Origin of the sequence: Kitasatospora sp. NPDC056531, from assembly GCF_042794375.1 — a bacterium.
Lineage (GTDB): Bacteria > Actinomycetota > Actinomycetes > Streptomycetales > Streptomycetaceae > Kitasatospora.
Genome location: NZ_JBHTTU010000084.1, coordinates 1 through 12845, shown reverse-complemented (window position 1 = coordinate 12845; position 12845 = coordinate 1). Strand labels below are relative to the sequence as shown.

Genomic DNA, 12845 nt, shown 5'->3' with positions numbered 1-12845 from the left:
CGCCCCAGCCCGGTCAAATCACTCGTCGCGGCCGCGCCGACCCCGTACCGTGGTCCGGTCAGTGATCTTGGTCAGAGAAGGGTGGACACGCGCCATGCGGCAGTATCAGGGGTGGGCTGACGAGCACTACGGCGCCGTCGCGGACGTCTTCGCCGCCAACTTCGAGGAGTTCCCCGAGCTCGGCGCCGCGGTCACGGTGTACGTCGGCGGCCGCAAGGTGGTCGAGCTGTGGGGCGGCACCGCCGACGAGCGCACCGGCCGGGCCTGGACGCGGGACACCCTGGTGCCGGTGTTCTCCTGCGCCAAGGGCGCGGTCGCCGTCAGCGCCCTGCTCCTCGCCCAGCGGGGCCGGCTCGACCTGGACGCCCCGATCGCCCGCTACTGGCCCGAGTTCGCGCGCCACGGCAAGCAGGACATCACCACCCGGATGATCCTCGGCCACCGGGCCGGCCTCCCGGCGCTGGACACGGTGCTCTCCTTCGAGGAGATCGCCGCCTGGGAGCCGGTGGTCCGCGCGATCGAGGAGCAGGAGCTGCTCTGGGAGCCGGGGACGACCTACGAGTACCACGGCCATGTGCTCGGCTTCACGGTCGGCGAGGTGATCCGCCGGATCACCGGCCTGACCCCGGGCGCGTTCCTGCGCAAGGAGCTCGCCGAGCCGCTCGGCCTTCCGCTCTGGATCGGCCTGCCGGACAGCGAACTCCCGCGCGTGGCACGACTGGTGGAAGCCGAGGGCCGCCGCCCGATGCCCGGACCGGAGCACCTGCTCACCCGGATCGTGACCATGAACGGCGCCCTGGTCTTCCCCGGTCTGGACGTGCCGCACGGCTGGAACGACCCGGCCCTGCACGCGATCGAGCTGCCCGGCGCCGGCGCCGTCGGCTCCGCCACCGGCCTGGCCGGCCTGTACGCGGCGGCGGTCACCGGCCTGGACGGCGGCGAGCGGCTGCTCTCGCCCGACACGGTGGCCGACGCGGTGCGCGAACTCTCCTCCGGCCAGGGCTTCCTGGGCTTCGACATGGGCGCCCGCTGGGGCTCCGGAGTGCTGCTCGACTCCCCCGCTTTCCGCCGGCTGCTCGGCCCGCGCAGCTTCGGCAACGACGGCGCCGGCGGCCAGTTCGCCTTCGGGGACGACGAGTTCGGCGTCGGCTTCGCGTACGTCGCCAACCGGATGATCGGCCACGGTGACGCCCGCGCCAACCGGCTGATCGAGGCGGTGCGCGGGTGCCTGGGGTGACGCCCGAAGTGCCCGTCGGAGCGCCGGACTTCCTGGCCCGACTGATCGGACTCGCCGCCACCGGCGCCCTGGACGAGCTGCGCTACGACGCCTCGCTGCCCGAACTCGCGGCCCACTACGGCGATCCGTGGGACGGCGGCCGCGTCCACCGTGAGGACCGCTGGCCGCACGCCTTCGGCTGGGGCGACGTGCAGACGGTGTTCTGCCGCTGCCGACGGCTCCGGTCGCTGTCCCTGCCGATCTGGCACGGCGAGCTCGAACTCCCGCAACCGGCGGGCGGATCGCTGACGCTCGACACCCACGTCGGTGAGTCCGCGCTGACCGCCGCGCTGACCGCCGCCGGCTGCTCCTGGCAGACGGTGACCTACGAGAACGTGCCCGGCCAGCGGACCCTGGAGTTCGCCCCGGCCGCGGAGGTCCGGGTGGCCCTGGTCCTGACCGACCGGGTGGGCTACGACGAACCACCCCTGGCGGACTGGCTGTTGCACAAGGCCGTGCTCTGGGGCTACGACCACGTCGACTGCCCCGAGCCGGACCGCACCCGGCCCGACGACGGCTGGGGCGCGGCCGAACGCTGAAGCGACGCCGGACCGTTCCGACCCCTGTGCGGAACGGTCCGTCGCCGCTTGCGGCTTCCGGTTACTTCAGCAGGAAGTCGTAGACCGCCTGCCGCCCGAGCGGGTTGGCCGCCCGGGTCTGCACCGAGTGCGACGCCCCGGGGACGATCACGATCTCCGGGTCGTGGGTCGACTCGGCCTGCTGGTACAGCCACTCGTACGGGGTGGAGAGGTCGCGGTCGCCGCCGAGCAGCAGCACCGGCACGTTCGGCAGCTTGCGGTGTGCCGGCGGGGTCGGCGGCACCTCCTCGCGCGGCCAGTCCTGGCAGACCAGCAGGCTGCCCAGCCCGGTCGCGGTCGCCGCGTCGTACGGCCAGGTCTGTTCGGGGGTCAGGTCCTGCCGGGTCTCCTCCAGCGCGGCCGCCCGGCCCTCGACCGGGCTGTCCGACGTGCCCCACGGGTAGCGCCCGTCGGCGCACAGGGTGGCGGCGTGCAGTCCCTGGCTGAGCAGTTCGGCCGGTGCGGCGTCGTTCTTGTGCACCTCGTCGATGAAGGCCTGGAGCTTCTCCGGCTGCCCGCCGGCGGCTGCGTGCAGGAGCTCCGGCACCACGGCGTAGTTGGGGTCGGCGAACTCGTAGCTGGTGAGCGCGTCCAGGATCTGCGGCCCGTTGCCGTACTTCCGCACGGTGGTGGCGAGGTCGGCGGCCGGGTCGGTGGTGCAGCCGGTGGCCTGGCAGGCGGCGCGCAGCACCCGGGCGGTGGCGGGCAGCGCGACCAGGTCCAGCGGGTCGTAACCCCCCTGCGGCACCACCGAGTCGAGCACCAGCCGCGCCACGTGCGCCGGGTGGGCGAGCGCGTACCGCGCGGCGACGAAGGTGCCGTAGGAGACGCCGTCGATGGTGAGGCGGTGGTCGCCGAGGGCCTGGCGCAGCAGGTCCATGTCGCCGACGGTGTCCGCGGTGCTGTAGAAGCGGGAGTTCGGGCCGAGGGCGGCGGCGCAGTCGGCGATGGACTGCTTGCGGGGCGGGGTCAGGTCGGAGGAGCCCATGTCCTCCTGCAGCCCGGGGCACTGCAGCGCCCGCCCGCCGGTGCCGCGCTGGTCGAACATGACCAGGCGGTAGTCCTTGAGGACGGGCGCGATCTTGCCCGCGATCCGTCGGATCAGCGGCACGCCGGGCTGGCCCGGGCCGCCGGTGAGGAACAGCAGGTCGCCCTTGGGGGCGTCGGCGTTGCCGGTCATCGCCACGTCGAGCTGGAGGGTGCCGGGGACGGCGCCGCTGTGGTCGAGTGGCACGGTGATGGTCCCGCAGGTGAATTCGGGCGCGCCCTGGCAGGGTGCCTGCCCGGTGATCCCGCCGCCGTGCCGGTCCGGTTGGGTCGGCGCCGCGACGGCGGGGCCGGCCAGGGCGGTGCCGGCGACCACCGCGACGGCGCCCAGCAGGGCGGCGATGCGGCCGCGCTTGCTCGTCATGTTCGTCCTTCCGCTCGCACCGCGTCCGTGTTGGCGCGGTCACGGAAGTAGCTTGTGCCCAGGGCGACTTCGAAGGCGAGCATTCGGGTCAGGATTCGACCAGGGGCGAAGGGTCACAACCCGCACGGGCGACGACCCCGACCGTTCCGGTCCTCCAGCCGGAGCATGCGAACAGGCCGACGCTCGAATCCGGCGCGCGAACTCCGGCACACGAACTCCGACCCGCGCGGTCCGCCGTGCGGGCGGGTCCGCGGCCCGCCGACCGGCTTCAGAGCGCCGCGCGCGGCAGGACCACCCGCACCCACTCCTCCGGCCGGGACAGGTGCGGAGCGTGACCGGCGCCCTCGTACAGGTGCCGTTCCGCCTTCGGCAGGGTGAGGTCGATCAGGTCCAGCACCTCGCCGAACATCGGCGCGCTGTCGTCGCTCTGGGTGAGCAGCGCCGGGTCGGTGAACCGGGCGAGCCCGGTGAGGTCCAGGTCCAAGGCGTCCGGGTCGCGCAGCTCGTCCAGGTAGGTCGGCGCGTTGCGGATGTAGGTGTGCCGGATCGGCGCGGGCAACTGCTCCCACGCGCCCGGCCCGAACGCGAGGCTGTCCACGTACAGTTCGGCGGCGGCTGCGGACTCCGCCTGCTCCAGCAGCTCCCGGACGGCGGCGATCCGGTCGGCGAAGGCGGTGCCGATCGGGCGCAGATCCGGGTCGGCGAGCAGGATGCCGGCGCCCGGCGGCTCGTGCACGGCGATGCCGCGCAGCAGGTCGGGCCGGGCGGCGGCGAGACGGAGCGTGACCAGCGCGCCGTAGGAGTCCCCGCAGACGAAGGCGGGCGCCAGGCCGAGCCCCTGGATCAGCCCGGCCAGGTCGGCCGCGTCCTCGTGCACCGAACCCTGGGTGAGCAGGTCCTCGCTGCGGCTGTGCCCGCGCCGGTCGTAGGCGACGGCGGTGGTGGACTCCGCCAGGCCGGGCAGCACCCGCGCCCAGGAGTCCCCGTCGCCCCACGACCCGTGCACCAGCACCACGCCGGGGCCGTCGCCACGGGCCTCGTAGTGCAGCGACACCCCGTTCACCCTGATCTCGGCCATCACGAGCCTCCCGACCTCGGCGGTGCTCCCCCACCAGCCTGACACAACCGCTGGGAACGCTCAGCCTTCGATCCGGGTGCGGTCACGCGCGGTCACCGGCGAGGGCGGTGGCCGCGGCGTCCAGGATCCTGCCGAACGTGACGTCCGGGAGGACGGAGCCGTCAGCTCATCCCCCGCACCGGCGGTTCGTCCCGGGTCCCGTCCTCCGCCACCACCGTGAACCGCTCCCGCGCGGCCACCGACAGGTCGACCGGGTACAGCGAGGCGGTGTCGTTGACGTCCAGCTCCCGGCTCCGGCGGCCCGTCTGCGCGTCGACCCGGGTCAGCTTGTCACGGGTCATCGCCCACACCGAGGCGCCGTCCACCAGCACGCCGGTCACCTGGTCGTCCAGGCCCGCCGTCCAGCGCTTGCCGCCGTCCGCCAGCGAGTACGCGACCAGCCGCCCGGTGGCGGTGCGGCTCGGGTGCTTGCCGCCGCTGATGCCCACGTCGCCCGGCTTCTCGCCCGGCACGATGAACAGGTCCCCGACCACCATCCCACCGAACAGCGGGCGGGCGCTGAACTCGTCGAAGGCGTGGACGCCGCCCAGCATCACGTCGAGGTCGTACTCGTCGCCGGAGACCGGGATCGAGGCGCGCTGCCGGCCCGCCCCGTCGTAGCTGAGCACCGCGTGGGTGCCGCGCTCGGCCTGGGCGTCGACCCAGACCGCGAGCGGGTCGACGGACACCACCGCGAGGTTCTTCACCCCGCCCTCGCCCGGCAGGACGACCTTCGACCGCTCCTTCCCGTCCGCCGGCGCCAGCGTCCGCAGCACCGGCGGCGCGGTGTCGCCGCACTGGGTGACCGTCACCACGTCCTGGTCCCCGCCCGAGACCTGCACCGGGGTGCACCCCGGGTCGGCCGCGCTGTGCCAGAGCGCGGCGCCGTCCGTCAGCCGGACGGCCCGCCAGCCGTCCTTGTCCTGCAGGACGGCCTGCGGACCGGCGACCGCGACCAGATCCGGCGAGGCGGAGTCACCGTCCCGGGCGGGCGCGTCCACGGTGGCCTGCCAACTCGCGCTGCCGTCCGCGAGGTTCAGCGCCGTCACGGCGGTGCAGGGCTTGTCGTGCGGGGAGTGCCCGATCAGGCCGATGCCTGCCCCGATCCCCCGGCTCATGGTGCACACGGAGTCCTCACCCGGCGGCGCCCACCGCCAGGCGACGGCCCCGCCGACGTTGTGGTAGGCCACCACCTGGTCGGGCCTGACCCGTACCACCAGGTCCCCGCTGGTCCAGCTGCCGACCGCGCGGACCGTGGACGGACGGTCCAGCGGGGCCTTCCAGGAGTCGTTGAGGCCGTCCCCGGCGAAGCAGAGGAAGATCCCCAGCCCCAGCAACGCCCCGACGGCCGCCGACGGGAGCCCGTGTCGGGGGTGGATCAGTGCCCAGACGAATCCGGCGCCGCAGGGCATCAGCCCGAGGATGCTGACGACGCCCATGAACCCGAGGCTGTCGCCGCCGAACCCGTTGGCGGGGGCGAACAGCACCGCCAGGCCCAGGCTCGCGAACATCGCGCCCAACACCCCGCCGGAGACCACCATCCAGGTCTCCTTGCTCATGGCGAACCTGGCGCGCCACCTCGTCCGCACCCGGACGACGCTGTCCTCAGGCCCCTCGGCCATGCCGGTCTCTCCCCTGCGACGCGCCGCCCACCGCAATAGGGCGACGATCATCGGATCGTCGCAGAGCAGGACGAGATCCTAAACAAAGAGCAGGGAAAACCCCGCTCTCCCCTGCACATGGGAGGTCCCGACTGGCGCGATCGTTACGAATCGCGGCTGCGCCCGGCCTTCTCGGCAGCCGCCGACCACACCAGCCCGGCCAGCGTCTCCGGAGCCAGCGCACCGTCGACCACCAGGTCGCACTCCCGCCACAACGGCTCGACGTGGCGCAGTGCCCCGGCCGGCGCCGTCTTGCCCGCCCCGGCACCGCCGGTCAGCGTCACCAACACGTCCACCCCTGTCCCCCCGACATCGCCGCCCTTCTCCCTGAACTCGCCCGCCTCACCGCCGACCAGGTCCGCAAGCTCGCCGCCCCGGCGGGCCTGTGCGTCCGCTGAGCGGCAGGGGCGCCCTGAGCTGCCGGAATCGGCGCTGGCACACTTCGCCCCATGGAAAGCACCGCTCCCCCGTCCGGCCTCGCCACGCTGCTCCTCCAGGGCGAGCAGATGATCGACCAGCTGGCCGAGGCCCACACCACCTGGGGCCTCGGCACCGCCGACCGCTGGGGCCTAGACCAGCGCACCGGCCTGATCACCTGGACCTTCCCCGACCGCACCGCGACCGCTCCTGCCCAGATCCTCGCGACCTGGAGCCCCGGCTCGGCCTCCTGGCTCTGGGCCTGGGCGAACCCCAGCATCCTGACCGCGCTGAGCCGAGACGCGGGCAGCGTCCGCGACTGGGCCGAGGCCGACGGCCACGCCGCCCTCGCCGAACCCGAGGTCGAGGCGGACGAGCAACTGGCGGCCACCCTCGCCGCCCTCGCCGTCCGGATCACCAAGGCCACCGGCTTCTACCGCGCCCCCGGCGCCACCTCGACCACGTTCATCACCTTCGGCCCGGTCACCCTCACCTCCCAGGACGGCAGCACCTCGACCTTCACCGTCGAGATCGACTGACACCCAAGCCTTCCACGGGCCAATATTGCCCCTCAAGCGGCACTGTGGACCCCCCTCCCGACGCCCGGTTCCCGTGCAGCCCCGGGTACACCCGCACCGGCAGGTGCACCAGGGTCACCGGCCGGGTCCTCCGGTCGCCGCTGACGCACCACGGCCCGCCCCCGGAACCGTAGAATCCGCCTGTCCGGCTGGAAGCCTCAGGAAGGATCGGCGTGTTCCGAGCGCAGCGTCCGCGCACCCCCGAGCTCACCCCGCGGGAGGGCGAGGGACCCGTCAACGGTGTCGCCCTGCTGCTGCCCGGCGGGTTCCTCCGGAGCCGGCGCGGGCCGCTGAAGGTCGCCGAACTGGGCCTGCGGGACCTCGCCACCGAGCTCACCGACCGCGGCCGCCCGCACGGCCTCGCGGTGCACCTGCTGCGCTACCGCTACAGCGGCTGGAACGGCGCCGACGCCGACACCGCCGTCGACACCCGCTGGGCGCTCGACGAACTCGCCCGCCGCCACCCGGGCGCACCGGTGGTGCTCATCGGCAACTCGCTCGGCGGGCGCGCCGCCTTCCGGTGCGCCGGGCACCCGAGCGTCGTCGGCGTCGCCGGGATCGCCCCCTGGCTGCCCAGCGGCGACGCCGTCGAGCAGCTCGCCGGGCGCCGGGTGCTGATCGTGCACGGCACCGCCGACCACAGCGCGGCCAACGCCACCCAGTCCCTGGAGTACGCGCTGCGCGCGCGGCAGGTCGTCCCGGACCTCGCGCGGTACGAGGTGCCCGGCGGCAGCCACTTCCTGATCCGGCAGGCCGCCGACATCAACGCGCTGACCACCGCCTTCACCCTCAGCGCGCTCGGCGCCGAGGCCACCGCGCTCGCGACCGGCACGGTCTGCACCCGGCTGCCCGTCCAGGCCTGACCAGGCGTCAACTCCCGTACGGGCACCCCATGATCGGCCGACACGGCAGGGACCGTCCGCTACCCGAAGCAGCTGCTCCGCTGCTGCCCGGTGTCATGAGCGGCGGTCCGCGTCAGCGCGTACTGAACCGGCGTCGCCAGCACCGCCACCGGTAGCACCACGCAGAGCGCCACGTGCCCCAAGCCGATCCGGACGGCGCTCCGCCGCCGGGCGGCCACGAGCTGCCAGCCACCCCAGCAGACCGCGCCGATCCCCAACAGCAGCCCCGACCAGGCCAACGGCAGCACGTACACCGGCGCGCCGGGGCTGTCCCGGCAGCGGCTCACCAGCGCGCGGACGTCGTCGTCCGCGAGCAGCGTCGGCACGCCGCACAGCCACCCCGCCCCCGCGAGCACCAGCGGACCGCCGGTCCGGAACCGTCGCGCGGCGCCCGACCCCTCACGCACCCGCCCGTCCCCCTCCCTCACGCACCCACCGTCGCCTCTCACGCGTCATTCCGCGGAGTCGCCGTCCACCAGGGCGATCTCCGGCTGCTCGCCGTCCGCCAGCAGGAAGTACGCCAGGAAGGTCGCCCCCTCCGCCCCGGCGTCGAAGCGTACCGGCACCCCGACCGGCTCGTGGAACACCTCACCGGCCTTCAGCTCGGTCTCCGGCCCGCCCTCGACCTGGAAGTGCACCGTGCCGGCCACCACGCTGCCCACCACCGGTCCGTTGTGCACGTGCCAGCCGGCGGCGAACCGGGGCGGCATGGTGATCCTTCGCACCTCGACCCGCGAGGTCGGCTTCACCGGTGAAACCGGCTCGTCCAACAGCACCTCGCGCGAGAAGGGCAACTGATCCGGCGTCACACTCGTGTTCTCCATGGGAGACCATTCTGCACCCCTCGTCCCACCGACCACAGAGAAGAAAGGTACGGACCCCATGGCCATCACCAGGCGCACCACCCTCGCCCTCGCCGGGCTGCTCCTCGCCGCCGTCCCCGCGCCCGCCCTGGCCGCGGGCCGCCCGCCGACGGACGGCCCCGACCCGGCCGCGCTGAGCGCCGCGATAGCCGCCCGACCAGGGGATCCGACGGCGGGCGCGGTCGCGCGGGTGACGGTCGACGGACGGGTCTGGCGCGGCACCGCCGAGGATCCGGTGAGCAGGCAGCCGGTCGCGCCGAACGCCGCCTTCCGGATCGGCAGCATCAACAAGACCTTCGTCGCCGCCGTCCTGCTGCAACTCGCCGCCGAGCACCGGATCGACCTGGACGGCACCGTCCAGCAGTACCTGCCCCGCACCCTGCCGGACGGCTTCAAGCCGATCACCGTCCGCCAACTCCTCGACCACACCAGCGGACTGCCGCAGGCCGTCGAAGGACCGGACGTCAAGGACAACGACGGCGTGATCGCCCAGCGCTTCAAGGTCGAGACCCTCGACGAGGTCGTCCAGCGCACGCTGTACCCGAAGGGTGGGCCCGCCGCCCCGGTCTTCGACCCGGGCACCCAGCAGGAGTACAACAACTTCGACTACCGCCTGGCGGGCCGGATCATCGAGCAGGTGACCGGCCACTCCGTCAAGCAGGAGGTGACCGCCCGCATCCTCCGCCCCCTGCACCTGCACCACACCGAGGTCACCGAGGGGCGGCCCGAGATGCCCGAGCCCCACCTGACCGGCTACCTCCTGAACGACGCCGGCATCCCGACCGACGTCTCCGAGCAGGGCGGCAACCCTGAGTCGATGGTCTCCACCCCCGCCGACCTGGACCGCTTCCTGCGCGCCCTGCTGGACGGCGAACTCCTGCCCCCGCAGCAGCTGCACGACCTGCTCGCCCTGCCGCGCGACGCCGCCGGGCAGCCGGTGCCCTACCGCGACGCCGGGGACTGCCAGTTCGGGCCGGACAAGGGCAAGGCCTGCTACAGCGCCGGGCTGATGGCCATCGCGCTGCAGGACGGCACCGTGGTCTGGGGCAAGACCGGCCACGACCTCGGCTACTCCGACGGCTTCTTCACCACCCCGGACCTGAGCAAGCGCCTGGTCTACTCCGTCGGTGCCAGCGGCGTCACCCCGGCCCCGGCCCTGCGGCTCGCCTCCACCGTCTTCGGCCCCTTCGCCCGCTAGCACCCGCGGGTCCCACCGCCGGGCCGGGCGGCGGGACCCGGCGGAAATCGCATTGGCGGCCCACCGCCCCTCCTGCCTATCGTCGGGGCATGACTACCCGAACCTTCCGCATCATGGTGCGCGGCGTCTTCGACGGCCTCACCGACGAACAGCGCGCCGAACTCCTCGCCGCCGCACCCGAGCACGACGTGTTGCACGCCTCCTTCACCCGCGAGGGCCACCTCAGCTACGACCTCTCCGCGCGGGCCGCCTTCACGTTCCGCTTCCTCGACGGGGGCGAGGCCGAGGAGGACATCCTGGAGGCCACCGAACGGGCCGAGCAGACCGCGCAGTCCTGGCTGACGGGCCGCGGCTACGGCTTCAGGAACCTCCGCTCCCAGGCCGAGGACCTCTCCCAGGCGCCGCTCGGCAAGCGCCGGCGCCGCGCCGCCAACGCCACCGGCTGACCCGACCCCCCTCCCCGTCCGCCACCTCCTTGACGGCTCCGCACAGGCATATACTTGAGTAGTCAAGGAGGTGGCAATGACAGAGCCCACGACACCCGATCCCCTGCACACCGCCCTGCGCCTGGTCCGCGCCCAGACGGCCGTCGTCAAACGCTTCGACGCCGGCCTCAGCGGCCTGCACGGCGTGAGCCTGTCCGACTTCACCGTGCTGCTGCACCTCGCCCAGGCACCCGGCGGCCGGATGCGCCGGGTCGACCTCGCCGAAGCGCTCGGCCTCACCGCCTCCGGCGTCACCCGCGGCCTCGCCCCGCTGGAGCGCATCGGCCTGGTCAGCCGCGAGGCCGCCGCCCGCGACGCCCGGGTCGCCTACGCCGCCCTCACCCCGACCGGCCGCGAACGCCTCACCGAGATGCTGCACACCGCCCGCCAGGTCGCCGCCGACGCCTTCGCCCAGTGGCCCGCCGAGGACCTCACCCTCCTCTCCGCCCTGCTCACCCGCCTCGGCGGCAGCGCCCCCGACACCGCCCGCCCCGCCGCACCGCCCCACCCCTAAGCTGAACCCGTACGGCACGCACCACCGGCACCACCGCACACCCCCGCTGAGGCAGCACACCATGACCCACACCCCCGGCACGGCGCCCCGCCGGGAGCCCGCGCTCGCCGACACCCAACGCGAGCACTGGCAGCGGACGTACCGCGCCAACCCCGGGATGTACGGCGAGCAGCCCTCCGCCCCCGCGCGGTACGCGGCCGAGGCCTTCGCCTCCGCCGACGCCCGCGAGGTGCTCGAACTGGGCGCCGGCCACGGGCGCGACGCGCTGCACTTCGCCCGCGCCGGCTTCACCGTGCTGGCCACCGACTTCAGCCCGACCGGCCTGGCGCAGCTGCGCGCCGCGGCCGCCGAGCAGGGCCTGTCCGACCGGGTCGGCACCACCGTCCACGACGTGCGCGAGCCGCTGCCCCTGCCCGACGACTCCGTCGACGCGGTCTTCGCCCACATGCTGCTCTGCATGGCGCTCTCCACCGAGGAGATCGCTGCGCTGGTCGCCGAGGTCCGCCGGGTGCTGCACCCGGGCGGCACCTTCGTCTACACCGTCCGCCACACCGGCGACGCCCACTACGGCGCCGGCACCGGCCACGGGGACGACATCTGGGAACACGGCGGCTTCGCCGTCCACTTCTTCCCCCGCGAGCTGGTGGACCGGCTCGCCGAAGGCTGGCACCTCGCCGACGTCCATCCCTTCGAGGAGGGCGAACTGCCCCGCCGCCTCTGGCGCATCACCCAGGAGACCCCGCGATGACCGCCCCCGACCGGACCGAACCCGACCGGACCGCTCCGGACACCACCCCCGACCTCACCGTCGACGGCACCGGACTGCTCTGCGTCCAGCTCCTGCTCCGGCTGCGCGCCCGGATCGCCCACCTCCCGGCCGGCGCCGTGGTCCACATCCACACCACCGACCCCGCCGCCCCGCTGGACCTGCCCGCCTGGTGCCACCTGACCGGCCACAAGTACCTCGGCCCGGTCCCGTACCCGGCCGACGACCGCGAGGTGTACGCGCTGCGCCTCACCTCCTCCCCGGTCCCGACCCGCCCCGACCGCCCCTGGCACCCCACGCCGGACTGACCCGAAAGTCCCCGCGCGCCCGCCCCGCCCACCCCCGGCTGCTCGCCGAGCACGGCATCACCGTGCTCGGCCACCGCCCTCTGCCGGAAGCCCGGCAAGCCGCCCGAGGAGCGGTCACGCCCTGCTCCGACAACCCGCCCGATGTGCCACGATGAGGGGGTGGGGGTAGAACGGCCGCGCACCACAGGGAGGTTGACCACCATGGATCCGATCCTCAGCTGCCGCTGGCACGACCAGGACGGCGAGTGGGCACTGACCGTCAGCCACAACGGCAACAGCTGGGAGCTGTACGCCGCCGCACCACTCTGGTCCGAGTCGCTCCCCTTCGCCGATCCGGACGACGTCCGCCGACTCGCCCAGACCCTCCTCGACCTGCCCGCCGAACCCGAACCCTACGAGTTCGAATGGCAGCTCTCCCGAACGGAGTTCAAGCGCACCGACAAGGAGCGGACCCACTTCGCGACCCTCGCCGTGGGCCTCGACCCGACCGACGGCCACCGCCCGTACCTCGCCTACCAGTCCTACTACCATCGGGGCCAGGCCACCGGACTCGGTCTGGAGGTGGTCTGCGAGGATCCGCCGGTCGACCACCTCCGCGCCCAGGCCCACGCCTTCCTCACCAACTGCCCGGGCCCGCTCCAGCCCTGAGGCCTGTCCGACAATCCGCGCCCGGCGCTACTGAGCTTGATCGGGTGATGTCGGGGTCGTTCGGCTGACAGGCGCCGGACGGCTCCGGTAGCTGTTGGTTGTGAGATACGCGCAGGGCGGCGG

16 protein-coding genes are annotated in these 12845 nt (G+C 73.8%); 10 read left to right on the top strand and 6 right to left on the bottom strand.

Annotated features, from left to right (window positions below):
* Positions 1–94: 94 nt before the first annotated feature.
* Positions 95–1237 carry a serine hydrolase domain-containing protein gene (locus ACFQ87_RS36780; protein ID WP_380615288.1) on the top strand — a complete coding sequence of 381 codons (1143 nt, stop codon included), beginning with the start codon at positions 95–97 and terminating at the stop codon, positions 1235–1237.
* Complete coding sequence (locus tag ACFQ87_RS36775) at positions 1234–1815, top strand: hypothetical protein (protein WP_380615287.1); 582 nt, start codon at positions 1234–1236, stop codon at positions 1813–1815. Before ACFQ87_RS36780 ends, ACFQ87_RS36775 begins: the two co-directional genes overlap by 4 nt.
* A 61-nt stretch (positions 1816–1876) precedes the next feature.
* Here the strand turns inward: ACFQ87_RS36775 and ACFQ87_RS36770 are convergent, their stop codons facing one another.
* The 4 genes from ACFQ87_RS36770 to ACFQ87_RS36755 all read right to left on the bottom strand — a co-directional run bounded on the left by ACFQ87_RS36770 (position 1877) and on the right by ACFQ87_RS36755 (position 6339).
* Entirely contained in the window at positions 1877–3265 is a 1389-nt protein-coding gene (locus tag ACFQ87_RS36770) for an alpha/beta fold hydrolase (protein ID WP_380615286.1), read from the bottom strand.
* A gap of 268 nt (positions 3266–3533) precedes the next feature.
* Positions 3534–4343: an alpha/beta fold hydrolase gene (locus ACFQ87_RS36765; protein ID WP_380615285.1), complete on the bottom strand. Its 810-nt coding sequence runs from the start codon at positions 4341–4343 to the stop codon at positions 3534–3536.
* Between the two features lie 161 nt (positions 4344–4504).
* A complete protein-coding gene (locus ACFQ87_RS36760) occupies positions 4505–6004 on the bottom strand; it encodes a PQQ-binding-like beta-propeller repeat protein (RefSeq protein ID WP_380615284.1) in 1500 nt (499 codons plus the stop codon).
* A 143-nt stretch (positions 6005–6147) separates the two neighbouring features.
* Entirely contained in the window at positions 6148–6339 is a 192-nt protein-coding gene (locus tag ACFQ87_RS36755; protein ID WP_380615283.1) for a hypothetical protein, read from the bottom strand.
* A 153-nt stretch (positions 6340–6492) separates the two neighbouring features.
* Between ACFQ87_RS36755 and ACFQ87_RS36750 the strand changes: the two genes are divergently transcribed.
* Complete coding sequence (locus ACFQ87_RS36750; RefSeq protein WP_380615282.1) at positions 6493–6999, top strand: DUF6882 domain-containing protein; 507 nt, start codon at positions 6493–6495, stop codon at positions 6997–6999.
* A 212-nt stretch (positions 7000–7211) separates the two neighbouring features.
* On the top strand, positions 7212–7901 hold the full coding sequence (locus tag ACFQ87_RS36745; RefSeq protein WP_380615281.1) for an alpha/beta hydrolase: 690 nt from the start codon (positions 7212–7214) through the stop codon (positions 7899–7901).
* Between the two features lie 59 nt (positions 7902–7960).
* Here ACFQ87_RS36745 and ACFQ87_RS36740 read toward each other — a convergent pair whose 3' ends face one another.
* Positions 7961–8368 (bottom strand): hypothetical protein, encoded by a 408-nt coding sequence (locus tag ACFQ87_RS36740; RefSeq protein ID WP_380615280.1) that lies wholly within the window; start codon positions 8366–8368, stop codon positions 7961–7963.
* 24 nt (positions 8369–8392) lie between these two features.
* Positions 8393–8764 (bottom strand): cupin domain-containing protein, encoded by a 372-nt coding sequence (locus tag ACFQ87_RS36735; protein ID WP_380615279.1) that lies wholly within the window; start codon positions 8762–8764, stop codon positions 8393–8395.
* Positions 8765–8822: 58 nt separating this feature from the next.
* Between ACFQ87_RS36735 and ACFQ87_RS36730 the strand changes: the two genes are divergently transcribed.
* The 6 genes from ACFQ87_RS36730 to ACFQ87_RS36705 all read left to right on the top strand — a co-directional run bounded on the left by ACFQ87_RS36730 (position 8823) and on the right by ACFQ87_RS36705 (position 12722).
* Positions 8823–10001 (top strand): serine hydrolase domain-containing protein, encoded by a 1179-nt coding sequence (locus tag ACFQ87_RS36730; RefSeq protein WP_380615278.1) that lies wholly within the window; start codon positions 8823–8825, stop codon positions 9999–10001.
* Between the two features lie 89 nt (positions 10002–10090).
* A complete protein-coding gene (locus ACFQ87_RS36725; protein ID WP_380615277.1) occupies positions 10091–10447 on the top strand; it encodes a DUF6204 family protein in 357 nt (118 codons plus the stop codon).
* Between the two features lie 76 nt (positions 10448–10523).
* Positions 10524–11000, top strand: a complete 477-nt coding sequence (locus ACFQ87_RS36720) for a MarR family winged helix-turn-helix transcriptional regulator (protein ID WP_380615276.1) — start codon at positions 10524–10526, stop codon at positions 10998–11000.
* A 61-nt stretch (positions 11001–11061) separates the two neighbouring features.
* Positions 11062–11748: a class I SAM-dependent methyltransferase gene (locus tag ACFQ87_RS36715; RefSeq protein WP_380615275.1), complete on the top strand. Its 687-nt coding sequence runs from the start codon at positions 11062–11064 to the stop codon at positions 11746–11748.
* A complete protein-coding gene (locus ACFQ87_RS36710; protein ID WP_380615274.1) occupies positions 11745–12074 on the top strand; it encodes a sulfurtransferase TusA family protein in 330 nt (109 codons plus the stop codon). The genes ACFQ87_RS36715 and ACFQ87_RS36710 overlap by 4 nt, the downstream gene beginning before the upstream one ends.
* Before the next feature lie 201 nt (positions 12075–12275).
* On the top strand, positions 12276–12722 hold the full coding sequence (locus tag ACFQ87_RS36705) for a hypothetical protein (RefSeq protein ID WP_380615273.1): 447 nt from the start codon (positions 12276–12278) through the stop codon (positions 12720–12722).
* Positions 12723–12845 lie beyond the last annotated feature (123 nt).